This window comes from Burkholderia sp. A2 (assembly GCF_001729305.1).
In the GTDB taxonomy this organism is placed as follows: domain Bacteria; phylum Pseudomonadota; class Gammaproteobacteria; order Burkholderiales; family Burkholderiaceae; genus Burkholderia; species Burkholderia sola.
On sequence record NZ_LZXX01000105.1, the window covers coordinates 257891 to 284167 of the forward strand.

Here is a 26277-nt window from a genome sequence, read left to right on the forward strand (position 1 = left end):
GATCGATGCCATGAGCGACCAACTTCAAGCAGCAAACGTGAGCGGAACCCCGGCGACCGCACAGACCATTCTCGCGTGGATCCAGGAGTGGGCCGAAGCGAACAATCTCCAGGTCCCGACCGATCTCGACCAGACCTTCGCCGACGCGGGATTCGATTCGATGCATTCGGTCGAACTCGCGTTCTTCCTAGAAGAGCGGCTCAAGATCAAGATCGACGACACGGTGCTCTACGATTACCCGACCTTCATGTCGCTGGCCGAACATCTCGTGTCGCTGGGCGGGCACGACGCGGCCGCCGACACGGTGCCAGGCGAAAGCGCGAGCGCGGGTAACTGGTAACGGCGTGCGCCGGTTGCGATCGATCGGTCGCCCGGCTCCTTATCGACCTTCACCGGAGTATGGAAGATGGCGGACATCACTCGCGCGGATAACAGGATCTCGCGCGTCGTCGGTTGCGGCTCGGCGCTTCCCGAGCAGCGGATGACGAATCATGACATCGCGCGCAGGGTGGACACGTCGGACGAGTGGATCACGCAGCGCACCGGCATCAAGGAGCGCCGTATCGCGGCGAGCGGCGAGCATACGTCCGATTTCGCGATCGGCGCGGCCAAGGCTGCGCTGAAGCAAGCGGGCATCGGCGGCGCCGACGTCGACCTGATCGTGCTCGCGACCTGCACGCCCGATCGCACGATGCCCGCGACGGCCGTGCGCGTCCAGGAGGCAATCGGCATGCAGCGCGGTGCGGCGTTCGATGTGCAGGCCGTGTGTTCGGGCTTCGTCTACGCGCTGTCGGTCGCCGACAACATGATCCGGCTCGGCCAGGCTCGCACCGCGCTCGTGATCGGCGCGGAGACGATGTCGCGCATCGTGGACTGGGAGGATCGCAACACCTGCGTGCTGTTCGGTGACGGCGCGGGCGCGGTGGTGCTGCGCGCCGAACGGCGCGACGGTGACGCGCCGCGCGGCGTTCTCACCACGCATCTGCATTCCGACGGCCGATATCACGACAAGATTCACACGGACGGCGGCGTATCGTCGACGCAGGGCGCCGGCAAGATGCACCTGGAGGGGCGCGACGTGTTCCTGCATGCCGTCGTCAACCTCGCCGAAGCGTCGCAGGAAGCACTCGCGTCGCAAGGCCTGACCCAGGACGACGTCGACTGGATCGTGCCGCATCAGGCGAACCAGCGCATCGTGCAGACGCTCGGCGTCAAATTGAATCTGCCGATGGAGAAGGTCGTGCTCACCGTCGGCAAGCACGGGAATACGTCGGCGGCGTCGATTCCGCTGGCGCTGAGCGAGGCCGTGTCCGATGGGCGCATCAAGGAGAACGATCTGGTCCTGACGCCGGCGATGGGTTCGGGCTTTACGTGGGGTTCGGCGTTGATCCGGTGGTAGATCGAGGGTCGATTGTCGCATCGGAATCGTGTGACCCGCCCGAACCTGTCGGTGCGTCGCGCATGGGTCGGGCAGGGCGGGCGCCATGCCTGTCTACGCGAGGGGGCTGCGTTGACGGCTCGCAATGAAACCATCGACGTCCGCTTCGCACAGCGGTTCGCCGAGGTAGAAGCCCTGGCCCTCGACACCGGGCAGCGTGCTGGCCCATTCGAGTTGCTCTGCCGTCTCGATGCCGGTAATCACGATCTGCTTGCCATGACCTTTTGCAAGATACACCAGGGTTTCGAGCACACGCGTGGACTCGCCGTTCTGCAGCACGTCGCGGATCAGCGAGCGATCGAATTTGACGATGTCCACAGGCAATTGCTGCAGCAGCGTCAACGAGTTGAAGCCGGCGCCGAAGTCGTCGAGCGCGACACGCACGCCAATCGCCTGCACCGCATGGATGGCTTCTACCAGCCAGTCGAGCCGGGCGGGCGGCACGACGTCGGTCAGTTCGATCTCGAAACGGCCCGGATCGATGCCGTGCGATTTCAGCAGCGTAACCAGTTGACCGGGAAAATCCGCATGGCCCAGTTCCCGCGACGACAAATTGATCGCAAGCGCCAATTCGTCGTATCCGGCCGCCGTCCACTTCGCGAGCGTGCGTGTCGCGTGCTCGGTGAGGAGGTGGGTGAATCGTGCGGCAAGGAACGAATCCTCGATCACGCTGAGGAACGATGCCGGTTCCAGCACACCGCGCTCGGGATGTCGCCAGCGCATCAGATACTCGAAGCCGGATAGGCGAGATGCCTGCAATGCGAATTTGGGTTGCATCAGGAAAAAGAATTCGTCCTGACGAAGTCCCCGTTCGGCATCGTTCAATGGATGGGTTGACGCAAATGTGCTGTTTGTGAACATTTATGCAGGCCGATGGAGGCAATGGCTTCGTCGTTTGACCGACCAATTCTATGGAGCGGGGCTGAAATTTTCAATATCGAAAAGTGATCAAATGTAAATTTGTTTAACGGTGTTGATTTGGAATTCGATATTTTTAGATGCTTGTTTTTCGGATGATGTAGCGGTCTTTATGCGTGTTGCGAATCAAAAATGCGATTCACGTTTTGTAATGTCGTGGTCGGCTTTGGGTGGCACTCTTGTCCGGTATGAAATACCCGAAACGAGCACCGAAAATATCGAATTGCATTCTGATTTTATTTAAAAATAAATTACAATTTATTTTAAATTGTAATACAATAGATACATTGGAAGTGATTCTTTTGTTGTTGGATTATGTACTATAAGATAAGATTGTTTGGGTGGTGTGTTTGTGAATTTTTTGCAAATGAATTTTTTTTGAAAAAATAATAAATTTATTCAATAAAAATTGGGTTTTTGGTTGTCTGTATTCGAGTCGGGGGGATTTGCAACGTTTGATGCAGTTGTTTCAAATGTTGCCCAATGCGATATTGATGGAGCATCATCTGATCGACATGTTCGGAAGATTTCTTGTGCCACGATGGCGCCGTTCATGTGACGAGGGCAAGACGGCGCCCGGGCATGCGCCGTCGAACCTTGCAATCGAGTGGGTAGGTCTGACGTTCGCGCTCATGCTGATTTGCCTGATCTTGACGGCGGCACATGCATTGCAGCGCGTCGACGAGGCTTTTTTGGGGCTGGCGGTGCCCGGCCGCGTCGGTGTCGGCACGGAACTGCTGTTCAACGAGCTGATCGTTGTCGCGATTTGCACACTGCTCTACAGGCTCGGTCCCTCGGCCGGCTTGTTCGCGGCGGTAGGGATGTCGGCCGCGATCGCGGCGACCGCCTCCACCCTCTTCACTTGGCAAGGCCGGATCATGCCGCCCGCGACCGGCATGTTGATCTGCGTACTCGCCTACCTGCTGTGGGCATGGCGACGTCTCGAAGCCTTGTTGCGCTTCACTGCGTTGCTGACGGACCGGATGACGACCGAACCCGTGCTGCATGCGAAGCCTGTCCAGGCCGGGCATTGCATGGATCCGGTTCAGCGGCAGTTGCGTCGCGTTGCGATGCTGGACACGCAAGTGCGCCGGTATCGCGCGCTGATCGACGCATGGGTCGACAGTCTGCCGGAGGCGACGCTGATCGCGTCGGCTGCGGGGACCGTGCTGCTCGCGAACGCGCGCGTGATGTCCTTGTGCGCGAATCGCGATGCGCATTCGCGGGCGGGGAGTTCGCCGGTCGGACGCGCGGTTTCCGACGTACTGTTCCAGATCACCGGGTCGCACCGGGCCAACGAGTTTGCCGCGCAGGCGCTGGCGTCGCTCGATCACTGGCCGGACGGCGACGCGCTATCGGCGCGAACGAAATCCCAGCTCGATCAGGGCATCGAGATTGCCAATGCGCGCGGCGGCCTGTCGTTGCTGATCAAGTGCGCATTGATCCGTCCGTCGTTCCATGGCGAGGGCGCGCTGGTGTTCCATGTCGCGGATGTCTCTTCGGTACGGATGGCCGAGCGGCAGCGGGACATGGCGCTGCGCTTCCTGTCGCACGACATGCGAGCCCCGCAGGCTTCCATTCTCGCGCTGGTTTCCCAGATGCAGCGCGACCCGTCGCGGTACACGCCGCAGCGATTCGCGGAACTGGTGTCGCAGTATGCGACGCGCGCGCTCAGCCTGTCCGACGATTTCCTGTTCCTGGCCAAGGCCGAGAACCTGCCGCCGAAGCTGGCCGAAGTCGATCCCGCGCTGGTGCTGGGGGATGCCGTGGACGATCTGCTGCCGCAGGCAAGCGCGAAATTCACGACGATCAATCTGACGGCGGAGCCGGGGCTCAGCACGATCGCCGACGTGCAGTTGCTGCGGCGCGCGTTCGTCAATCTGATCGGCAATGCGATCAAGTTCGGGCGGGAAGCGTCGACGGTCGACGTCGAGTTGTCCGCCACGGATCGGCACGTGAAGATCGCCGTCACCGATTATGGAGCGGGCATATCCGAACGGGATCAGGAGAAGCTGTTCCGGGAATTTACGCAGCTGGACGGTCATGCATCGATGTCCGGGCATGGGCTCGGCCTGGCATTTGTGAAGACGGTGGTGGATTCGCTCGGCGGAAAGCTGCAGGTCCGATCGAAGGTCGGCGAAGGGACGACGTTCCTCATGTTCCTGTCGAGGCACGATCACGATGCCACAATGGGCGACTGAGCGCGGCGCAGTTGCGTTCCCGCGTCGTGCGAACGGAAAAACGGGATGAGTGCCGCCGGGCCGATCGGCGTGCGATTCACCGGCCGCGTGGCGGCGCGCGCCGATCGTCGCGGCGCCTCGCTGGGCTAGACGGCGGAAACGACCTGGATTCGGCGCGCCTCGAGCGCGCCGTTCTGCTTTGCCGGCGGGGCGAGGTCGAACTCCAGGACCGTGCTTCGGGACGGCAGCCGCGTGAGCGCGGACGAATCCAGAAAGCTGCTGCTGCGGAAGTAGGCGGGGCTGGTTTCGGCTGCCGCGAGCAGCGGCGTATCGGGCAGCGACGCCCAGAACGCGATGAAGCCGTACCCGTCATCCTCCTCGAACCGATTGCACAGGCCGCGCACGCGGGACCCGACTTGCCCCCATGCCGGCAGGCCAGGGGCGGCGTCGCGGATCGGCAGCAGGCCAGGGACCAGGTAACCGCTGATGAATTGATCGGCTGCATCGCGCAGCTCGAGCGGCACGTTGTCGAACCCCAGCACTTCGACCCGGCATCCCTTTTTTTGCAGCGCTCGTACGACTTCGACGAAATCGCCGTCACTGGTCGCGACGAGGACCGTATCGAGCCTGTCCGATTCGGACAGCGCGTCGATTGCCATCCCGAGATCCGAATTCGATTTGACCGTCTCCGTGCCATCCTCGTCCGCATAGTGTCTGAGCGGCTTCACCGTGACGCGGAATCCCTTGTCGCGCAGGGCGGCCTGATAGCCCTTGATCCGTACGTCGTAATCGGCCGAGCGTGCCGCGCGGCGCTCGTCGAAACTCAGATACGCGTGCAGGCGCTGGATCGTCGCGCCGGCGCGTCCCGCGAGCGCGCGCAGCACTTCGTACCGCATCATGTGACCGCCGTTCGCGTCCATGCTGCTTCCGTCTACATAAACCCCGACCCTTCTCATCATCGTCTTCCGGAATGCTGTTGGCTTTCGATCAGGAAACCGAATCAAGTGCCGTCGAACCGCGCGATTCGGCATGGCCCCGGGTCTAAAGGTGTGCTGGCGCGTCGGCCGTCGCGTGGCGTGCGATACGCGAATTGCGCCGCCGCGGCCTGCTGCCATCCCGGCGGCGGTTCGATGAGCGCGATGATCGAACGTCGCGAAGAGCATCTTGCGCGCGCAATGAATGGCTTGCCGCCCGGCGGCACGCTCGACCGGTTTCACCTGTCGGTTCGATGGGTGGCGCCGATCACACGGGCGATGCGTGATCGACGCCACGGGCTCCGCGGTTTTTCAGTTGCGGCCGCTCACCGTGATCGACACACGGCGATCGGGTTGCAGGCACGCGATCACGGCGCTGCTGCGGCCCGGCGGACAATGGGTGACCGGCTCGCTCGATCCCACGCCTTCCGCCTGGATGATGCTGCCGTTCAGCCCATGCGAGACCAGATAGCCGCGGACCGTCTGCGCGCGCGCCCTCGACAGCGGTTCGTTGACCTTGTCGCTGCCGATACGGTCGGTATGCCCGACGACGACGATCCCCGTGACCTCCTTGTGGCGCTTGATCCGTTCGATCGCATCGTCGAGCTGCGCCTTGCCGGCCGGCAGCATCGAATCGATGCTCGATTTCCCGAACGCGAACAGCGCATCGCTCTGCAGCGTGAACTGCTCGATGGTCGAGACCGGCTGTTCCGCCGCGACCGCCGGCGCGACCGGTTTCGTCCGCACGAAGTCCGCGCATGCGGGATCGCGCCAGTAGGTGTCGCTCACCTTCATGTGCTGGTCGTATCGCACCTGGTACTGGCAGGCGACGACTTCGTTTCCGCGGCGGAAGTTGAACAGGTAGTTCCAGACATGGCTGCCGACGAACCACTCGTTGAAGTGAGGGGGGCCGAGCAGGTCGAACATCTGGTCCTTGTTCAGGCCGGGCCCGACGTTACGCAGGTTGTCCACGTTCACGAAGGTGCCGCCCTTCGGGCTGGCGGACTGCGGATCGGGAAAGCGGGGCGGGCCGTCGACAGCACAGCCCTCGAGGGTGGCAACGCAAAGCAGGCTGGCGGACAGCGCAAGTGCCCATTGGATTTTCATGATCAGTATCTCTCGTCGTGTGAGGAGCGGCGCACCCAACGACTGCGGCAACGATCGCCGAAACGTTGCGCGCAGTCGTCGTGCATTCCGGTTGGACGTCAGGTTCGGGCGATCACCACTGATAGCCCGCGCCGATCACCGCGCCGTAGTCGTTGCGCGTATTGGTCGTGATGGCGGCCTTGTAGATCCAGTGATTGTTTTCGGAGATCGTCGAGATGCCGATTGCCTGGCCCGACTGGCTTCGATAGACGCTGCCGGCGATCGCGACCATGCTCTTGCCCGGTCCCGACGGCTGCGGCAGACCCGCGACGGCCATCGCACTGGCGGTGCCCCCGTCCGCGTCTCGCCGCAGGCCCTGAATCTTCGCGTCGGTATAGGCGTTTGCATTGCCGACCGCGGCATTCAACTGCTGGACATTGACGCCATCGGTGGGGGCAGTGCCGGCCGCGACGTTCGTCAGTTGTCGCGTCGAGGTCGCCGTGCCGATCGACACGACGTTGTTGCGTCCGCCGTCGTTGCTGCCCGTGCCGAGCGCCACCGAGTTGTTGCCGGACGACGTCGAGCCGGCGCCGATCGTCGTCGAGCCCGCGCCCGACGCGGTCGAGCCGTTGCCGACGGCCGTGCTGTTCGAGCCGGACGCGACTGCGCCGTTGCCGCCGGCCGACGAGTTCGAACCGGTCGAAGCGGGCGGCGTCGACGAGCCGGGCGTCGACGGGAAGCCGCCGGTTCCGCCGTTGGTATTGCTGAGGTTCTGGATCATGGTTGTCAGACTCTGGTTGACGGCTTCGAGCTGGCTGACGTTGACCGCATCGGTGCCTGCCGACCCGGCAGCCACGCTGGTGATCTTGCGGTTCCCGATGTTGACCTCGCCGGCCGACGATTGCGGGCTGCTCAGGCCGTACGCAATGTAGTTCGACTGCGCGCCGACCGTCGTGACGGAACCGGCGCCGAGCGCGATGCTGTTCGCGAAGTTCGCGCTTGCCCCGGCACCCAATGCGATTGCATCGGCCGCGCTGCTGTTCGCGCCCGAACCGAGCGCGATGCCGCCCGATGCGCTCGAGACGGCGTTGGCCCCTTGCGCGATCGACTGCGGCCCCGTCGCATTCGCGCCGCTGCCGAGTGCGATGGCATCGGCCTGCCCGGAATTCGCGGCCTGGCCGATTGCCACGCCGCCGGGCGCCGTCTGCTGAACGATCGCGCCGTTGCCGATGCCGACACCGTTGTCGCCATTGACGACGGTGGTCGGCCCGACCGCGATCGACTCGGCGCCGACGGCGAGCGAATCGGCTGCGGTCGAATTGGCGTGGAAGTACATCGTCGGCGTCACGGCGAACGATTGCAGTGCGCCGGTCAGTTGGCGGACCGTCACGGCGTCGTGGGCACTTGTGCCGTCGGCGACGTTGATCAGTTGGCGGTACGTGTTGCCGGAAGCACTGCCGAACGAGACCGCACCGAGCAGCGTCGCGTCGGATGTGTTGAACGGTACCGTGTGGGTGCCGGCCGGAATCGTACCGCTGCCGGCGGCGATGGCGCGGTCCGCGATGGAACCCGCGCCAATGGCGACCGCGCCCGCGATGGAAGCGGTCGTCTGCGCACCGAGCGCCATCGCGCTCGCCGCGGTGGATTGCGCGCCGTTGCCGACGGCAAAGCTGTCGGCCGCGCTCGCGGCTGCCTGCGGGCCGACGGCGATGCTGTCCGTCCCCGTGGCCTGGCTGTCGGCCAGCGTCGAGTTCGCGTGGAAGTACTTGATCCCTGCGCCGTTCGTGATGTTCGATATCGCCGTGGTGTTGGCGGTCACCTGTTCGTTGGTCGCGAACAGCTGCGAACCGTTGACGGCATCGGTGCTGGCGCCGCTCAGTTGACCTGCGGCGACGTTCTGGACCTGGCGTTCCGCGCCCGGTGCGCCGACGCTCACGACGCCCGTGGGCGCCGTGCCCGCGAAGTTGTAGGTCACGCCGCCGATCACTGCGTTGGGGGTCGGGGTGGCGGCGGTGGTCGTCGAATTCGCACCGAGCGCCACGCTGTTGGCGACGCTCGCGTTGGCGCCCGAGCCGAGCGCGACGCCGCTCGTTGCGGCGGCCTGGACGGTTGCCGTGTCGCCGATGGCGATCGCGCCCGCGACGTTGGCTTGCGACGCGTTGCCGAGTGCGACCGACCCTTGGCCCGTCGCGACGTTCGTGTTGCCCAGCGCGATCGCGCCGTTGCCGTTCGCGGTGTTGTTGGCGCCCATCGTCACTGCGCCGTTGCCGATGGCGGTGTTCGGATCGCCGATCGCCACCGCGCCGTTCCCGCTGGCGGTCTGACCTTCGCCGAGCGCGACGGCGCCCGTGCCGCTCGTCACCTGAGAGTTGTGACCACCGGCGATGGAACCCGCGCCCGCGGCCGCAGTGACCTGGCTGGTGTCGCCGAACGCGACGGTCGATCCGGCCAGCGCCTGGGAATTGACGCCGATCGCGACGCCGCCATATGCCGATGAAACGGCATTCACGCCGAGTGCCACGGTGTTGTCGGCGCTCGCGGTCGCGCCCGCGCCCAATGCAACGCCGGAAATGCCGGCAGCGGTTGCCAGGTTGCCGACGGCGATGCCGAACAGCGTGGACGCCGTCGCGGTATTGCCGACCGCAATCGAACTGGTGCCGCTGGCCGTTGCCTGCCCGCCGAATGCCTGCGAAGTGGTGCCGCTGGCGAGCGCGTTGTAGCCGAGGGCAATCGACTGGTCGCCAGTCGCCTGCGTACCCGAACCAGGGACACCGGCTGTCCCGCCCGGGCCGATCGCGACCGCGTTCACGCCCGACACGCCGCTGTTCACGCCGATCGCGATGCCGGATGCGCCGCTCACCGACGCGCCCGATCCGAGCGCCACGCCTGCGGCGGCGGTGTTCGTCGTGATCGATTTGAACCCCACGGCGATCGAATAATCGCCTGCTGCAGTCGACAGCGTCGTGAACGCGGTCGAATGATCACCTGATGCGGTGCTTCCTGCGCCGAGCGCCGTTGCGGAATTGTTGGATGCAACCGACGCGTTCCCGAGGGAAATCGATGAAATGCCGGAAGCGGCCGAGTTCAATCCGGCGGATAGGGCGTTGTCGGCGCTCGCACGAGAGCCTGCACCCAGCGCCGTACTGCCGGAGCCGGACGCCGTCGAGAAATCGCCCAATGCGCTGGCGTTTTCCCCCGTCGCGGCTGCCGAGGCACCGAGCGCCGAAGAGTTGGTGCCCGTCGCCAGCGCTTGATGTCCTATTGCGCTCGCACCGATACCGCTCGCTGTGCTGTTGCCGCCGATGGCCGTCGAACTGCTGTTGGTTGCCGTCGCGGCTTGCCCGAATGCGCTGGTCCCCGTGCCATTCGCGACGGTGTTGGTGCCGACTGCCGTCGCGGCCGTGCCGGCGGCGGTTGAGCCGGGTCCCGCCTGGTACTGGGCCGACGCGTATTCGGGACTCGCCACTGCGCCGACGAATAGCGACATGATCGCCGCAGCGAACTTTTTGACGCGCAAAGACTGAACACTTGGCGTGCCACGTTGGGCGACCGCGCCTGCCCCGATGCCTCGTTGCGCCTTACCGCCCGCCGTGTCGATTTCCGACACGGCGACAAGCGTCCCACGCGACTTGCTCCATATGATCTTGTGCACTCTGTTCATGTTGATGCTCCATGTGAAATTATCACGTTCTGTAATGGAAAATTCAGTAGTGATGCTAACTTTTATGGTCAAAGAAAGATCGCGAGATGATCAGCCAATCAATAGATCGAAATTATGGCGCCACGGATCGAGGGGGAATTGACGAGTATCGTCCTTCCGTGTGGCCAGATTTCCGCAATGCCGATGCGGAAACGGGTTTACGTGAAATATGCGCATGGTGCGGGTTTGGCTGAATCACGCATTGCCTCATTGATTGCGTCACTGGGGCGGATTTGAAACGCGTCGGCGGAATCGACCGTCGTTCCCGCTCGATCCGGATTCTGATCTCGGCGGAGCCACGCGGATGAGCCGGGTCGGGCACGGTTGCAAATCGCGCTTGCGCGGGCGCGGAAGACCGGCGCGCCGTGCAGGCGATATCCAGTGAAACGAGATGCACTCTGGATAATCACGGATTGTCTCGTGAGATTCGACATCACTGTATCTCTATCGGGATAAGTTACGATCTGGTGATGGATCGAGGTTACTTTATAAAACCGCTTCGTTGCCTGAATAATTGTGTGTCCGTGCATTAAGATGCGACGTAATCTTTAAATCGGGGGAGGGCGATTGTCCATTTGGTAATTCGAATTTGCATTTCTCGTGAGAATGCATTGAATTTAATGCCGCTTGTGATGGCTAGATGTTAGGAGAGGACGGGAAAATCAAAAAGTGAACATTTGTCATCTTTGCGTGAGCTACGGAACTGCGATGACCCACCATCCATCGTGATGGATCGCGATGCCCATCCACCGCTAGCGAATGGGCCGCGTTCGACGAGTCGCCCGGCAAGCGCGGCGAACGGCGCGCCACGTCGGAAAAATTAATAGGACAACGAATTTTCTGTCGCGTAAGTAATGTGGAAAATGACCGCGCCCGCGCACCAGGCGTGCGCACATTTTTCCGACAACGCATGAAGGCGCGGCAGGCGATGCACTGCGCCGCGCCGCAGGCAACGCCGCCTGCGGCACGCGTGCCTGCTCAAGCCTGATCTTCGACCAGCATCCTGGCGTCGCACGGGACGTCGATCGTCGCCTTGATTTGATCCAGCCGATAGCCGAGCGTATAGATCGCCGACAGTCGCAAGCCGTTCTCGATGCCGAGCTTCAGCTTTTGCCGGATCCGGTAGATATGCGTATCGAGCGAACGCGATTCCGTGCCCAGTTCGCGCCCCCACGCCGTGGTTGCGAGCAACTCGCGCGACATGATCTTGCCGAGGTTCTGAAACAGGCACGCGACGAGCTGGAATTCCTTGGTCGTCAGTTCGATCTTGCTGTCGCGAAGCCGGACCGCGCGTTCCACCGGATCGAGCACGTACTCGCCCGCGCGGATCGGCTCGTCGCGCTTCACGTTGCGCGCGACTCGGCGCAACAGCGCGTTGACGCGCGCGGCCAGTTCCTCCGCGCGAAACGGCTTGGTCAGGTAATCGTCGGCGCCGGCCTCCAGTGCTCTGACGACGTCGAGTTCCTGGACCCGGCTGGTCAGGAACAGCACGCCGTATTCGACGTCGGCGCGCGTGCGAATCCAGTTCAGTACTTCGATTCCGGTCATGCTGGGCAAGTGCCAGTCGAGCACGACCGCGTCGACGGACTGGGATCGCAGGAACCGCAACGCCTGCTCGCCGTCGACGACGACCTTGATCGTGTGACGGTACGGAGCCAGCGCGCTCTGGACTTCCTCGGCCTGAACGGGATCATCCTCTACCACCAGTATGCGCATTCATGCACCCCGACTAACGTGATCGGCTTGTCGGCCGACACCTGAAAAACATCGGGCGGCGAGCAAGCAAACGTTTGCTTTTTGGTCCGTCTGGAACAAACGGTTAGGCAATATAAATCATCGGTAATAGATGCGATTGTGACATTTTGTGAATTCGTCGGAGGATTTTCGCCGTAGGTAAAAAGAGACGGAACCGCTTTTATTTCCAGAATTTTTTACTTGCCCGGCGCGTGCTTTCAGATAAAGAAGTGCGGTTTCGGGCCAGCGGACAGACAATGGCGCGTGCGACCGCATGACCATTTCGCCGTGTCGTAGCGGTAATGGAAAACTGTATGAATATACAGTATAGTATCCGTCGAACTCGAGCCGCACAGGTCCAACCCTTGCGGCCCGTGCGCCGCGCCTGCGGGCATCCGCCGCAGCGTTCCGGCACCGTGAATTCCGGCTAACTCATTCAGACGGGCAGGCAAATTGTCATCCAGCAATCTGATCCGCATTCGCGGAGCACGTCAGCACAACCTCAAGAACCTCGATCTCGACCTGCGCACCGGCGAAATGACGGTCGTGACGGGCCCGTCGGGCTCCGGCAAGTCGAGTCTCGTGTTCGACACGCTGTACGCGGAAGGCCAGCGGCGCTACGTCGAAACCTTCAGCGCGTATGCGCGGCAGTTCCTCGACCGGATGGATCGCCCGCAGGTCGAACGCGTCGACGGCGTGCCGCCCGCGATCGCGATCGACCAGACCAACCCGGTCCGCAGTTCCCGCTCGACCGTCGGCACGATGACCGAGCTGAACGACCATCTGAAGCTGCTCTACGCGCGCGCGGCCGAGCTGTTCGACCGCAAGACCGCGCGGCAGGTGCGGCACGACACGCCAGAAACGATCTACGCGGAGCTCGTCGCGCGCACGCAGGCGGACGATCCGCGCGTCGTCGTCACGTTCCCGGTCGAATTGCCGGAAGCTGTGTCCGATGAGGAAATCGCGCAGTGGCTGTCGGCAAGCGGCTACACGCGCGTGCAGGCGCAGCGCGAAGCCGCGTCGCCCACCGGGCCGCGCAAGCTGCTCGACGTGGTGGCCGACCGCTTCCGCGTGCAACAGGCCGACAAGGTGCGCGTGGTCGAGGCGATCGAGGCGTCGCTGAAGCGCGGCGGCGGCCGCGTGAACGTGTATGTGCTCGCGCCCGAAGCGGAAAACGCGGTGGCGGAGCCGGTGATCTGGCGTTTCTCCACCGGGCTGCACGACCCCGACAGCGACTTGCGCTACGCGGAGCCGCAAGCGGCGCTGTTCTCGTTCAATTCGGCGTACGGCGCGTGCGAAACCTGCCGCGGCTTCGGCCGCGTGATCGGCGTCGATCTCGGCCTCGTGATTCCCGACGCGCGCAAGACGCTGCGCGGCGGCGCGATCAAGCCGATGCAGACGCCCGCGTGGAAAGAGTGCCAGGACGACCTGATGCGCTACGCGGCGAAGGCCGGCATCCGGCGCGACGTGGCGTGGTCCGAGCTGACGGACGCCGAGCGCGACTGGGTCGTCAACGGCTCGCCCGACTGGAACGGCAAGTGGCAGAGCCAGTGGTACGGCGTGAAGCGCTTCTTCGGCTACCTCGAATCGAAAGCGTACAAGATGCACATCCGCGTGCTGCTGTCGAAATACCGCAGCTACACGCCGTGCGACGTGTGCGGCGGCGCGCGCCTGAAGACGGAATCGCTGCAATGGCGGCTCGGCTCGAAGGAAAACGCCGACGCGGTGCTCGCGCCGGCCGATCGCTTCATGCCGCGCGGCGTCGACTGGAGCCGCGCGCAGCTCGAAGCGCTGCCGGGCCTGACGGTGCACGACCTGATGCTGTTGCCGATCGAGCGCATCCGGCGCTTCTTCGACGACATCGTGCTGCCGAGCGCGCTGCTCGACGATGCATTGAAGCTGCTGCTCGCCGAGGTGCGCACGCGCCTGAAATACCTGTGCGACGTCGGGCTCGGCTATCTGACGCTCGACCGGCAAAGCCGCACGCTGTCGGGCGGCGAGGTGCAGCGGATCAACCTGACGACCGCGCTGGGCACGTCGCTCACGAAAACCCTGTTCGTGCTCGACGAGCCGAGCATCGGGCTGCATCCGCGCGATCTCACGCGGATCGTCGAGGCGATGCAGCGGCTGCGCGACGCGGGCAATACGCTGGTCGTCGTCGAGCACGATCCGTCGGTGATGCTCGCGGCCGATCGATTGATCGACATGGGGCCCGGCCCGGGCGAGCGCGGCGGCACGATCGTGTACGACGGCACGCCCGGCGACATCCGTTCGGCGCACACGCTGACGGGCGAGTATCTCGGCGGCCGCAAGCAGGTCGCGCATGCGTCGAACTGGGCGCGTCGCCCGGTCGACGCGAACACGCCGCGCATCGTGCTCGAGGGCGCGACCGAGCACAACCTGCGCGACGTGACGGTCGAGATTCCGCTGCAGAGGCTCGTATGCGTGACGGGCGTGTCCGGCTCCGGCAAATCCACGCTGCTGCAGGACGTGCTGTATCCGGCGATGGCGCGGCACCACGGCAAGGCGACCGAATCGCCGGGCGCGTACCGCAGCCTCACGGGCGCCGACCAGGTCGGCGACGTCGTGTTCGTCGACCAGTCGCCGATCGGCAAGACCACGCGCTCGAACCCGGCGAGCTACGTCGGCGCGTTCGACGAAATCCGCAAGCTGTTCGCGAAGGCGCCGCTCGCGCTGCAGCGCGGCTACGGCGCGGGCACGTTCAGCTTCAACTCGGGCGACGGCCGTTGCCCGACCTGCGGCGGCTCGGGCTTCGAACATATCGAAATGCAGTTCCTGAGCGACGTCTACCTGCGCTGCCCGGACTGCGACGGCAGCCGCTATCGTGCAGAGATTCTGGAAGTGCGCATCGAGCGCGACGGCCGCGCGCTGAACATCGCCGACGTGCTCGATCTCACCGTCAGCGAAGCAGCCGCGTTCTTCGCGACCGATGCCGAGGTGCTGCGCGTGTTGCAGCCGATCGTCGACGTCGGCCTCGAATACGTGAAGCTCGGCCAGCCGGTGCCGACGCTGTCGGGCGGCGAAGCGCAGCGCCTGAAGCTCGCCGGCTTCCTTGCGGAGTCGGCGGCGGCGGCCAACGGGCGCCGGGTCGCGACGGAAGAGGCGCGCATCGCACGCGCGAAGTTGTTCATGTTCGACGAGCCGACCACCGGGCTGCACTTCGACGACATCGCGAAGCTGATGCAGGCGTTCGGCAAGCTACTCACGGCCGGCCATTCGCTGATCGTGATCGAGCACAACCTCGACGTGATCCGCGCGGCCGACTGGCTGATCGATCTCGGCCCGGAAGGCGGTGACGGCGGCGGTCTCGTGCTGTGCGCGGGCACGCCCGACGACGTGAAGGCGTGCGCCGAATCGCATACCGGCGTGGCGCTGCTGCAGTATGACCGCGAGATGGACGGCGAAGCAGGGCGCGCCGACGAAGGCGTGCCGCTGCAGACCGTGCTGAACGCGGCGCGCGCGCGCCGTGCGATCGAAGGCGAGGACGTCGTGCGCATCGTCAATGCACGCGAACACAACCTGAAGTCGCTCGACGTCGACATCCCGCACGGCAAGTTCAACGTGATCACCGGCGTGTCGGGGTCCGGCAAGTCGACGCTCGCGTTCGACATCCTGTTCCACGAAGGCCAGCGCCGCTACCTCGAATCGCTGAACGCGTATGCGCGCTCGATCGTGCAGCCGGCCGGGCGCCCCGAGGTCGACGCGGTGTACGGCATTCCGCCGACCGTCGCGATCGAGCAGCGGCTGTCGCGCGGCGGCCGCAAGAGCACGGTCGCGACCACGTCCGAGGTGTGGCACTTCCTGCGGCTGCTGTACGTGAAGCTCGGCCTGCAGCACTGCATTCACGACGGCACGCCGGTCACGTCGCAATCCGTCGAATCGATCGCCGCGCAACTGCTGCGCGATCATCGCGGCGAACACGTCGGGCTGCTCGCGCCGCTCGTCGTCAACCGCAAGGGCGTGTATACGGATCTCGCGAAGTGGGCGAAGGCGCGCGGCAGCACGCATCTGCGTGTGGACGGCGAGTTCGTCACGGTCGATCCGTGGCCGAAGCTCGACCGCTTCCGCGAGCATACGATCGAATTGCCGGTGGCCGATATCGTCGTGTCGCCGGACAACGAGGCCGAGTTGCGGCGCAGGCTCGACGAGACGCTCGAGCTCGGCAAGGGCGTGATGCACCTGCTCGCGCCGCTCGACGGGCTGCACCACGCGATGCAGAACGATCGTTCGACCGCGCAGGTCGGCGCGGTCAAGGTGCTGTCGGTCAAGCGCGCGTGCCCGGTGTGCGGCACGAGCTATCCGGAACTCGACCCGCGGATGTTCTCGTACAACAGCAAGCACGGCTGGTGCACGACCTGCGTCGGCACCGGCGTCACGCTCACGCGCGAACAGCGCGCCGCATACGACGACACGGTGCTCGCCGGCGACGATCGCGGCCGCGAGCAAACCTTGCCGTCGGACGAGCAGGAGCCGGAAGGCGTCGGCAACGAGCCGTGCCCGGATTGCCACGGCACGCGGCTGAACCCGTCCGCGCGCGCGGTCACGTTCGACGCGCATCCGATCGTCGAGGTCGCGCAGTGGACGGTGTCGGACACGCGTCGCTGGATCGACGCGCTCGAACTCATCGGGCGCGACGCGCAGATCGCGCGCGACATCGTCAGCGAGATCGGCAGCCGCCTCGCGTTTCTCGAGGAAGTCGGGCTCGGCTACCTGAGCCTCGACCGCGCGGCGCCGAGCCTGTCGGGCGGCGAAGCGCAGCGGATCCGGCTGGCCGCGCAGCTCGGCAGCAACCTGCAGGGCGTGTGCTACGTGCTCGACGAGCCGACGATCGGCCTGCATCCGCGCGACAACCAGATCCTGCTCGACGCATTGCGCAAGCTCGGCGACAAGGGTAATACGCTGGTCGTCGTCGAGCATGACGAGGACACGATCCGCCGCGCGGATCACATCATCGACGTCGGCCCGGGCGCCGGCAAGCGCGGCGGCACGCTGGTCGCGCAAGGCGCGGTCGCCGATCTCGCCGCGCAGCCGGATTCGGTGACGGGACGTCTGCTCGCGCAGCCGATGCTGCACCCGTTGCAGCCGCGCCGCAGCGTGAGCCTGCCGGGCAAGAAGGGCGGTGAAGCCGCGCCGGAAGCGTGGCTGACCGTGCATGGCGCCAAGCTGCACAACCTGCGCGACGTGACGGTCGGCATTCCGCTCGCGCGGCTCGTCGCGGTGACGGGCGTCAGCGGCTCGGGCAAGTCGACGCTCGCGCGCGACGTACTGATGACGAACCTGCTCGACGCGGTCGGCCGCTCGGTGCTGTCGTCGCCCGCCACGCGGCGTGCGCGCAAGGCCGCGCAGCAGGACGCGCCGGCCGCCAACCGCCGCTCGAGCGTGCTCGCGCGCAGCGCACCGCGGCCGTCGCTGAACGTCACGCATGCGTGGCAGGGCTGCGAGTCGCTGAGCGGCTGGGAGCAGATCGACCGCGTGCTCGAAGTCGATCAGACGCCGATCGGCAAGACGCCGCGTTCGTGCCCGGCGACCTATATCGGCGTGTGGGACACGATCCGCAAGCTGTTCGCCGATACGCTCGAAGCGCGCGCCCGCGGCTATACCGCGTCGCGTTTCTCGTTCAACACCGGAGACGGGCGCTGCCCCGCGTGCGAAGGGCAAGGCGTGCGCACGATCGGCATGAGCTTCCTGCCCGACGTGAAGGTGCCGTGCGACGTGTGCCACGGGCAGCGTTTCAATCCGGAAACGCTCGCGGTCACGTGGCGCGGCCGGAACATCGGCGACGTGCTGACGATGGAGATCGACGAGGCGGTGGCGTTCTTCGCGCCGATCTCGAACATCGCGCATCCGCTGCAACTGATGAAGGATGTCGGGCTCGGCTACCTGACGCTCGGCCAGCCGTCGCCGACGCTGTCCGGCGGCGAGGCGCAGCGCATCAAGCTCGTCACCGAGCTGACGAAGGTGCGCGACGACATCACGCGCCGCGGCCAGAAGGCGCCGCACACGCTGTACGTGCTCGACGAGCCGACGGTCGGCCTGCACATGGCCGACGTCGCGAAGCTGATTCGCGTGCTGCACCGGCTCGTCGATGCGGGGCATAGCGTCGTCGTGATCGAGCACGACCTCGACGTGATCGCGGAAGCCGACTGGATCATCGATCTCGGCCCGGAAGGCGGCGTGGGCGGCGGCACGATCGTCGCGGCGGCGCCGCCGGAAGCGCTCGCGAAGGTGAGCGCGAGCCATACCGGGCAGGCGCTGAAGCCGGTGCTGGCGCGAACGGCCAGCGAAGGCGCCGAAGCGGTGCAGCAGGGTGCGGCGCGGGTCGGCTGACCGCGTTGCATCCGGCGAGCGGCCCCGGTGCCTGGCGAGGCATCGGGGCCGTTCTCGTTTTTGTCAGTTCATGTCGACGATGGCGCCGCGCTCAATTCCCGTTGACGCCGATCGCCTCGATGATGGTCTCCAGTTGCGGGCTCATCGGCAGGTTGAGACTCAAGCCCGACGGAAGCGGGCGCAGAAACCAGCGCTTGTACTGACGTGCGATCTCGCCGTCGGCGGCCAGTTCCTGGAACGTGCTTTTCACGACCTGCGCGAGCTGCGGATCGTCCTTGCGGAACATGATGCCGTACGGGTCGTAGGACAGAAAATCGCCCACCACGTCGTACTGGCCGCCCTTGCCCGCATTCTCGGCGATCAGGCCGTACAGCAGCACGTCGTCCGTCGCGAACGCGTCGGCGCTGCCGTTCGCGACGAGCGCGAAGCCCTGCGCATGATCGGGCACCACCTGTAGCTGGATCCCGAGCCTGAACCGCTCGTTCAGGTCGCGCAGCGCCTTCTCGTTGGTCGTACCGGCCGTCACCGCGACTTTCTTGCCCGCGAGATCGCGGAACGAGCGGATCGGCGCGCCGCGTTTCACCATCACTTTCGTGCCGGCCACGAAGAAGATCGGCGAGAACGCCACGCGCTTCTGGCGCTCGAGGTTGCTGGTCGTGGAGCCGCATTCCAGATCGACCTTCCCGCTGACCACCGCGTCGATGCGGTTGTCGGACGTGACCGGCACCCAGCGGATCGTGAGGCTCTGGTTGATCGCATCCTCGATCGACGACACGAGCGCCTTGCACAGCTCGATCGAATAGCCGATCGGCTGGTTGCGCGCGTTCAGGTACGAGAACGGTATCGACGCGTCGCGATAGCCGAGTGAGATCGTGCCGCTGCCGCGCACCTTCGCGAGCGTGCCGGTCAGTTGGGCCGGCGCGAACGGCTCGACGCGCGGCGGCGTCGAGGGTGCATCTTCCGCGCGAGCGGTCGCGCCCGCGGCAAGCAGGCCCGCGAGCGCGAGCGCACGCCAGAATCGCTGCATCTTCATCGCCGGACCTCCGTCACACTTCGGTCGGATGGGCGATCGTCGCTTCCAGTTCCGCTTCGATGCGCGCCGCGTTGGCTTCGGCTTCCGCTTCCGACAGCAGCTGGCCTTCCCATTTCGCGACCACCGCGCTCGCGATCGAATTGCCGACCGCATTGGTGGCCGAGCGGCCCATGTCGAGGAACGTGTCGACGCCGAGAATCAGCAGCAGCCCGGCCTCCGGCAGCCCGAACTGATGCAGCGTGGCCGCGATCACGACGAGCGACGCGCGCGGCACGCCGGCCATCCCCTTCGACGTGAGCATCAGCACCAGCAGCATCGTGATCTGCGTGCCGAGCGACAGGTGGATGTTGTACGCCTGTGCGATGAACAGCGACGCGAACGTGCAGTACATCATCGAGCCGTCGAGGTTGAACGAATACCCCATCGGCATCACGAAGCTCGAAATCTTGCGCTTCACGCCGAAGCGGTCGAGCGCGTCGAGGATCTTCGGGTACGCGGCTTCGGAACTGGCCGTCGCGAACGACAGCATGAACGCTTCCTTGATCAGCACCAGCAGCTTGAACACGCGACGGCCGAGGAACAACAGCCCGGCACACACGAGCAATGCCCAGAGCAGGAGCAGGCTGACGTAGAAGTCGCCCATGAACACCGCGAACTTCAGCAGCACCGACAGTCCGTTGACCGCGACGGTCGCGGCCATCGCGGCCATCACCGCGAGCGGCGCGAGCTTCATCACGTAGCCGGTGATCTTGAGCATCACGTGCGACAACTGGTCGATCGCGGCGATGAGGATCTTGCCGCGCTCGCCGAGCGCGGCGAGCGCGACGCCGAAGAACATCGAGAACACGACGATCTGCAGGATTTCGTTGTTCGCCATCGCCTCGGCGAATGACTTCGGCACCATGTGGCCGACGAAATCCTTCAACGTGAACTTGGACGTCGCGAGGTTCGCCGAGGCGCCGATGTCCGGCAGCGGCAAGCCGAGATTGTCGCCGGGCCGCAGCAGGTTCGCCATCAGCAGCCCGAGCAGCAGCGAGACCAGCGATGCGGTGACGAACCAGCCGAACGCTTTCGCGAACACGCGTCCGACCGAGGCCGCGTCGCCCATGTGCGCGATGCCGACCACCAGCGTGGAGAAGACGAGCGGCCCGATCACCATCTTGATCAGCCGCAGGAACACGTCGGAGACGAGCGAGATGTACCCGGCGATTTCAGCGGCGGCCTTCTTGTCCGGAAAGCTCGTGAAGACCATGTAGCCGATCGCGATGCCTGCCACCATCGCGATCAGGATCCAGACGGCTGCAGCATTCTTTTTTCGCATCGTAAGCCTCCCATGCAGCGGTTTCGCAATCGGGGATGGGACGACGATACAGGACCAGAATCGCGATGAACAGTGCAACCGGGTTCGGGTTTGCGCTAGCGCCGGGTCGCGGCCGATCGGGCGACGGCGGCTGCGCCGGTGGCGCTTCGTGCCAGAAGCCGGCGCAACCGGCTACCGGTTTGTTGCGGAGCAGCACATCGCTTGTTCGGCGGCCGCCGGATCGGCATGACCTGCGCCGCCGCGCCATGTGCGCCCGTCCGGCGCTGATCGGCGAGCGATGCTGCGTTGCCGCGATGTTGCACGCGTCACGCGCGCTGGGATCGGGCAGGCGCGTGCTGAAATCGCCCGCTTGCGCCGCGAGCCGGACGATCCCGGCGGCCAGCGAACGGACGCATTCGGCGTGACGGCCCGCGATTCTCGATCAGCCCGCCGGCGCGACCGATGCGCCCGTGATGCGGTGCCGGCGCAGCGAGTCGGCGACGAAGCCCGACGCCTTCATTTCCTCGACGAAGGCGCTCAGTGCCGCCGCGGCCGCGTCGCCGCGACTCTTCGGCACGCCCATCGCCTGCCGGATCACCATGAAGCGCTCGTCGAGCAGGCGCAGGCCGGGCGTTTTCGCGGCGTCGGTTTCGAGCTGCTGCTTCACGCCGGCCGCCACTTCCAGCTGCTGCTCGACGAACGTCGGCACGACGGCCTGCGACGTCGGCGCGCGCACGATCTGCGCGGCCTTCAGTTCGCGGGTGAGGAACAGGTCGTACGCGCTGCCCTTGCCGACGGCCACGCGGTTGTGTGGCTGGTCGACGTCCGCGTTGGTGCGGATCGGCGATGCGTCCGGCACGAGATAGAAGCCTTCGATCAGTACGTACGGCGCGGTGAACGCGACCGTTTCGCCGCGCAGCGGATCGACCGCGAAGAAGCCGAAATCGGCGCGCTCGTCGGTCAGCGCCTGCACCGATTTGCCGGCCGTGTCGAACACCACGAGTTCGAGGTCGGCCGACAGGCGCTCGGCGAATGCACGGGCGAGGTCGATCGATACGCCGAACGGTTCGCCCGTTGCCGGGTCGCGGTTCGCGAGGATCGGATTGCCGAGGTTGATCGAGGCGCGGAGCTTGCCGGTGGGGGTGAAGGCGGCGACGACAGCAGGAGCGATGGGCATGGGCGGACTCGCGGGAGGCGTGGGGTCGGTCGGGTGACGGAATGCGCGACAGCGCGTCGATGCCGAGCTTATCACCGGACGTCGTAGATCGCGTGTTGCGGGCGTGCCTGGGTGGAGACGACGAGACGTTGAGTCGGCACGCGGCCTTCATGGGCGGCCGCTGCATCCCTGTTACGGGGCTGCACACGTGTCCGGAGCGGAAGCTGACGCTGGACGGCCAGCCACATGCGATCAAGGCGCGCGGCAGCAGGATCGGCAACGACAACGAGGCGCTTCTGTCGGCGGCGCGTATCGGGCCGGGGATTCTCGCGCGCGACGACTGGCTGACGATGCAGGACATCGACGGCGGCAATCCGACGAGCGGGCTGCCGCGCCGCTGTCGGCTCACTCCTGAATGCTGAGCGCCTTCTCGATCGCGGCAATCAGTTTGAGTGCATCGCTGCGCCCGATCAGCAACCCGCGGCTGGTGTACTCGCACCCGAAGGCATAGAAGCTCGGCAGCAGTGTCACCATGTCGTTCTCCCGATCGAAATCGACTTCGCATTTCGTCAGCGGGAAGAACGGTGGGGCCTCGGCCGGCATGTCGTACACGATGTACGCCTAGTACATTTTTCGGGGCGGCAACAGGCGCTTCGCCTGCAAGCGCTGTCGGGCAACGGCGCTGGCTTTTTTCCGCTTGCGCTCCGTCGTCGGCTTCTCGTAGCTCGTGCGGCTGCGCAGCTCGCGAATCAGCCCGATTTTCTCGATGTCGCGCCGGAATCGCCGCAGCGTGACATCGATCGGTTCGTTCAGCTTCGGCGTGATTGTCGTCATGTAGATCCTGTCTGGAAAGAGGTGGGAACGGAAAGCTAGCCGAGCCGTGTCATGACGGCGCTGGCTATCTCGTCGGATTCGAATTCCGAATAGCCTGCGCCGATCGATAGCGCACGGACCGCCATGAACATGTGCAGCTCGGGTTGATGGCACATCGCCGAATCGGCGATTCCGGCCGGCACGGCGGTGTCGATCCGGGTGACTTCACGCCGGCTGATCAAGCCGAGCAGTTCGTCGATGATCATTTCGACCTCCAAAGTACCGAAAAGGTGTATGCATTGACGAGCCGCGTCAGCACGCGCTGGCGAAGAATCCCTGTTTGCCGCGATTGTCGTCGATGATGTTCTCGGCATAGCGCACCGACGCTCGACGCGCGTCGCCGGCGTTGTCGAATGGCGATGCGTCGCCCAATCTGAAGGTCTGGCTCTGCGTCAGCGTATCGGTGGTGCCGCGCAGGCAAATCTTGACCGCCGCGTCGAATCCGGCGTCGTAGTTATGCGGGCAGCCGTTCAGCGCCGGCACGTGAGGATAGATGAGTGGATAAATCTCGAATCCACGATAGACGTGCATGCTCATGACGAACTCCTGGCGTTCGGCCACGACGAGTCGCATGGGCGAACACATCCGGCCAGTATTCCCGTTATGGGGGGCCGATGGGTGAAGGGGACAACGTTGCAGCGCGAAGGAGGGGCGATGCAGCAAGCGGGTGGGTGGAGGGGCGAACGGTCAAAGGACGGCTGATCGCGCGGATGGACCCATCATACGCGCATCGTCTGCCGAGCGGTCGATTTATTCCAGGCGGCGCAGGCACGGCGGCACGCGCGGCGCCGGCGTCAGAGCGTCGTCAGCAACTGCAACTGACGTTCAGTCTCGTTTCCCGCGACCAGCGAAAAGAACCCGGTCTCGCGACGTTCGACCACCGTGAGCCCCTCGCTGTCGGAGAAGACGTTCCACGCGCTGTCGTCGACATGGGCGATCGCGCCGCGCGTGCGCGCGAATGCCAGCAAGAGCGGACTCGCCTGGCGGCGCAGCACTTGACGATCCGCGTTCAACACATAGGGTGGCCAACCGGCCCGAAGGACGAGATAGTAAGGAATGGAGCCGGGATCGATTGTCATTGGCGCGGTTTCATGTGTGGGCCTGCGTTTGCCGTCCGGCTGCATTCGGAACGGTATCGGCGAAAGCGCGCGATGGCGCGACGGGAATTCGCCGTGTCGTGCTTTCAGTTTATGCGTTGAACCGCTCGATTCGCAGGATATCGTAACGATGTCCCGCGGCGTCGGTCCGGCGACGAGGCGATCCGGCCGTCAGGTGGAGCGCGCTCCACGCGTCGAGTGGAGCGGCCTGCCGCCGAAGCGTTGTAGCGATATCTACTGAATTGCAGTGCTCGTGACGGCCCATTATGCTGCCGTCATGAATCCCGCCCCGACGCCCTGGCTCCTGTTGATCGTCAGTCTGCCGACCTCCGGCGCGACTGCCCGCATGCGCATCTGGCGTACCGTCAAGGCGCTCGGCTGCGGCGCGTTGCGCGACGGTGCCTACCTGTTGCCGGCGCATGCCGAGCAGGCGGCGCAGTTGCGCGAGCTGGCCGACGACGCGCGTAACGGCGACGGCCACGCGTGGCTGCTGGATGTCCGTGCGGACGATCCCGCGGACGAAGAAGCGTACAAGTCGCTGTTCGATCGCGCGGGCGATTACGCAGACTGGCTGGCCGAGCTTTCGGAGGCCCGCAAGACGCTGCCCGACCTGACGGCAGCCGATCTCAATCGCCTGCAACGCCGCCACGCGCGCACGTACGAGGCCATTCGAAGCATCGATTTCTTTCCCGGTGAAACGTCGCTGCGCGCGCACGCGCAATGGCGGGATTTCACCGCCGCGATCGAAGCGCGGCGCTCTCCCGGCGAGCCGCATGCCGCTCAACGCGGCATTCCCCGTCGCGACCCCGCGCAGTATCAGGGCAGGCTGTGGGCGACGCGCCGTCACCTGTGGGTCGATCGCGTCGCCAGCGCGTGGCTGATTCGGCGTTTCATCGATCCGCATGCGCGTTTCGTGTGGCTGGACAACCTCGCCGATTGTCCGGCTGATGCGCTCGGCTTCGATTTCGACGGCGCTCCGTTCACGCACGTGGGCGATCGCGTGTCGTTCGAGGTGCTGGTCGCGAGCTTCGGGCTCGGCGACGACGACGGACTCGTCCGGCTGGGGGCCATGGTGCATGCGCTGGACGTGGGCGGCGCGACCGTGCCGGAAGCCGGCGGATTCGAGGCCATTCTCGCCGGCGCCCGCAAGCGTCTGGCCGACGACGATGCGTTGCTGATGGAGATCGGCGCGGTACTCGATTCGTTGTACGTGCATTTTCGCGGCAACCGCAAACCCTGACCTCGCTGCCCGCCTCGACATGAATACACATCGCGACCGTCCGGCCTATACGCTGTGGCAACTGATCCTGTACTTCGCGTGGCTCGGCGCGACGGGTTTCGGCGGGCCCGTCGCGCTGGCCGGCTACATGCATCGGGATCTCGTGGACACGCGCCGCTGGATCGCGGACGCGGACTACAAGGAAGGCCTGGCGCTCGCGCAGCTGGCCCCCGGCCCGCTTGCCGCGCAACTGGCGATCTATCTCGGCTACGTGCACTACCGGATCGTCGGCGCCACGATGGTCGGGATCGCGTTCGTGCTCCCGTCGTTTCTGATGGTCGTGCTGCTCGGCTATGCGTACACGCGATTCGGCGGCCTGACGTGGATGCAGTCGGTGTTCTATGGCGTCGGCGCGGCGGTGATCGGCATCATCGCGATCAGCGCGCGCAAGCTGACCGTGAAGAGCATCGGTCGCGACAAGCTCCTTTGGGCGATCTACCTCGCGCTGGTCGCCGTGACGGTGATCACAGAATCCGAAGTGGCGTGGCTGTTTCTCGCGGCGGGCCTGCTCGTCTGGTTCACGCGCGCGCCGCCGAGGTGGTTGCGCCAGCGGCGCGTCAATGCCGCCGTGGCGTTGCCCGTGTCCGCCACCGGCGCATGGCTCGGTATCGTCGACTGGCCGCAGCTCGCGCAACTCGCCGTGTTCTTTGCGAAGGCCGGCGCGTTCGTGTTCGGCTCGGGGCTCGCCATCGTGCCGTTCCTCTATGGTGGCGTCGTCACCGAGCACCATTGGCTCAACGAGAAGCAGTTCGTCGACGCCGTGGCGGTCGCGATGATCACGCCAGGCCCGGTGGTCATCACGGTCGGCTTCATCGGCTATCTGGTGGCGGGACTGCCGGGTGCGTGCGTGGCGGCGGCCGGCACGTTTCTGCCGTGCTATCTGTTCACGGTGTTGCCGGCGCCGTACTTCAAGAAGTACGGCAGGCTGCCGGCGATCCTGGCATTCGTCGACGGCGTGACGGCCGCGGCCGTCGGCGCGATCACCGGGTCGGTGATCGTGCTGGCGCGGCGTTCGATCGTCGACGTGCCCACCGCGTTGATGGCGCTCGCGACGATCGTGCTGCTGGTCAGGTTCAAGAAGCTGTCGGAGCCGGTGGTCGTCGGCGGGGCCGCCGTGATCGGCCTGATTGTGTACCCGCTGTTGCATCACTGATCGTGGAG

20 protein-coding genes are annotated in these 26277 nt (G+C 65.2%); 7 read left to right on the forward strand and 13 right to left on the reverse strand.

From position 1 onward, the window contains the following. The first annotated feature begins 10 nt into the window (after positions 1-10). Positions 11-340 (forward strand): acyl carrier protein, encoded by a 330-nt coding sequence (locus A9Z05_RS21660; protein WP_069619865.1) that lies wholly within the window; start codon positions 11-13, stop codon positions 338-340. Between the two features lie 66 nt (positions 341-406). Next, positions 407-1399 carry a beta-ketoacyl-ACP synthase III gene (locus A9Z05_RS21665; protein ID WP_069619866.1) on the forward strand — a complete coding sequence of 331 codons (993 nt, stop codon included), beginning with the start codon at positions 407-409 and terminating at the stop codon, positions 1397-1399. Between the two features lie 93 nt (positions 1400-1492). On the opposite strand, the gene A9Z05_RS21670 is transcribed toward A9Z05_RS21665, so the two are convergent. Then, the gene (locus A9Z05_RS21670; protein ID WP_256122063.1) at positions 1493-2263 is read right to left on the reverse strand and encodes an EAL domain-containing protein; all 771 of its coding nucleotides are present in this window, start codon (positions 2261-2263) and stop codon (positions 1493-1495) included. Between the two features lie 551 nt (positions 2264-2814). On the opposite strand from A9Z05_RS21670, the gene A9Z05_RS21675 reads away from it, so the two are divergent. Further along, entirely contained in the window at positions 2815-4557 is a 1743-nt protein-coding gene (locus A9Z05_RS21675; RefSeq protein ID WP_084044377.1) for a HAMP domain-containing sensor histidine kinase, read from the forward strand. A gap of 125 nt (positions 4558-4682) precedes the next feature. Here the strand turns inward: A9Z05_RS21675 and A9Z05_RS21680 are convergent, their stop codons facing one another. From A9Z05_RS21680 to A9Z05_RS21695, 4 genes are all read right to left on the reverse strand, one after another. Next, positions 4683-5753, reverse strand: coding sequence for an NYN domain-containing protein (locus A9Z05_RS21680; protein ID WP_084044379.1), 1071 nt, complete (start codon positions 5751-5753; stop codon positions 4683-4685). A gap of 69 nt (positions 5754-5822) precedes the next feature. Continuing rightward, positions 5823-6617, reverse strand: a complete 795-nt coding sequence (locus A9Z05_RS21685; protein ID WP_069619869.1) for an OmpA family protein — start codon at positions 6615-6617, stop codon at positions 5823-5825. Between the two features lie 112 nt (positions 6618-6729). Then, positions 6730-10257 (reverse strand): YadA-like family protein, encoded by a 3528-nt coding sequence (locus A9Z05_RS21690; RefSeq protein WP_069619870.1) that lies wholly within the window; start codon positions 10255-10257, stop codon positions 6730-6732. Positions 10258-11274: 1017 nt separating this feature from the next. Next, positions 11275-12012, reverse strand: coding sequence for a response regulator transcription factor (locus A9Z05_RS21695; protein WP_069619871.1), 738 nt, complete (start codon positions 12010-12012; stop codon positions 11275-11277). 471 nt (positions 12013-12483) lie between these two features. On the opposite strand from A9Z05_RS21695, the gene uvrA reads away from it, so the two are divergent. Further along, the gene (gene uvrA, locus A9Z05_RS21700) at positions 12484-18378 is read left to right on the forward strand and encodes an excinuclease ABC subunit UvrA (RefSeq protein ID WP_069619872.1); all 5895 of its coding nucleotides are present in this window, start codon (positions 12484-12486) and stop codon (positions 18376-18378) included. Between the two features lie 91 nt (positions 18379-18469). On the opposite strand, the gene A9Z05_RS21705 is transcribed toward uvrA, so the two are convergent. The 3 genes from A9Z05_RS21705 to A9Z05_RS21715 form a co-directional block, all read right to left on the reverse strand. Continuing rightward, positions 18470-19411 (reverse strand): amino acid ABC transporter substrate-binding protein, encoded by a 942-nt coding sequence (locus tag A9Z05_RS21705; RefSeq protein ID WP_069619873.1) that lies wholly within the window; start codon positions 19409-19411, stop codon positions 18470-18472. A gap of 13 nt (positions 19412-19424) precedes the next feature. Then, a complete protein-coding gene (locus A9Z05_RS21710) occupies positions 19425-20732 on the reverse strand; it encodes a dicarboxylate/amino acid:cation symporter (RefSeq protein ID WP_069619874.1) in 1308 nt (435 codons plus the stop codon). Between the two features lie 421 nt (positions 20733-21153). Then, positions 21154-21888: an ABC transporter substrate-binding protein gene (locus A9Z05_RS21715; protein ID WP_069619875.1), complete on the reverse strand. Its 735-nt coding sequence runs from the start codon at positions 21886-21888 to the stop codon at positions 21154-21156. A 41-nt stretch (positions 21889-21929) separates the two neighbouring features. On the opposite strand from A9Z05_RS21715, the gene A9Z05_RS21720 reads away from it, so the two are divergent. Then, positions 21930-22289, forward strand: coding sequence for a hypothetical protein (locus A9Z05_RS21720; protein WP_141723457.1), 360 nt, complete (start codon positions 21930-21932; stop codon positions 22287-22289). Here A9Z05_RS21720 and A9Z05_RS21725 read toward each other — a convergent pair. The 5 genes from A9Z05_RS21725 to A9Z05_RS21745 all read right to left on the reverse strand — a co-directional run bounded on the left by A9Z05_RS21725 (position 22273) and on the right by A9Z05_RS21745 (position 23819). Next, positions 22273-22479 carry a hypothetical protein gene (locus tag A9Z05_RS21725; RefSeq protein ID WP_069619877.1) on the reverse strand — a complete coding sequence of 69 codons (207 nt, stop codon included), beginning with the start codon at positions 22477-22479 and terminating at the stop codon, positions 22273-22275. The genes A9Z05_RS21720 and A9Z05_RS21725 overlap by 17 nt on opposite strands. A gap of 9 nt (positions 22480-22488) precedes the next feature. Then, complete coding sequence (gene rpsU, locus A9Z05_RS21730; RefSeq protein WP_069619878.1) at positions 22489-22701, reverse strand: 30S ribosomal protein S21; 213 nt, start codon at positions 22699-22701, stop codon at positions 22489-22491. 35 nt (positions 22702-22736) lie between these two features. Then, positions 22737-22946: a hypothetical protein gene (locus A9Z05_RS21735; protein WP_069620108.1), complete on the reverse strand. Its 210-nt coding sequence runs from the start codon at positions 22944-22946 to the stop codon at positions 22737-22739. Positions 22947-22992: 46 nt separating this feature from the next. Then, positions 22993-23277 carry a hypothetical protein gene (locus A9Z05_RS21740; RefSeq protein WP_069620109.1) on the reverse strand — a complete coding sequence of 95 codons (285 nt, stop codon included), beginning with the start codon at positions 23275-23277 and terminating at the stop codon, positions 22993-22995. A 257-nt stretch (positions 23278-23534) separates the two neighbouring features. Beyond that, a complete protein-coding gene (locus A9Z05_RS21745) occupies positions 23535-23819 on the reverse strand; it encodes a hypothetical protein (RefSeq protein ID WP_050013512.1) in 285 nt (94 codons plus the stop codon). Between the two features lie 295 nt (positions 23820-24114). Here A9Z05_RS21745 and A9Z05_RS21750 point away from each other — a divergent pair, with 295 nt between their 5' ends. After that, entirely contained in the window at positions 24115-25077 is a 963-nt protein-coding gene (locus A9Z05_RS21750; protein ID WP_069620110.1) for a chromate resistance protein ChrB domain-containing protein, read from the forward strand. Positions 25078-25096: 19 nt separating this feature from the next. After that, a complete protein-coding gene (locus A9Z05_RS21755; protein ID WP_069619879.1) occupies positions 25097-26269 on the forward strand; it encodes a chromate transporter in 1173 nt (390 codons plus the stop codon). Positions 26270-26277: the final 8 nt, after the last annotated feature.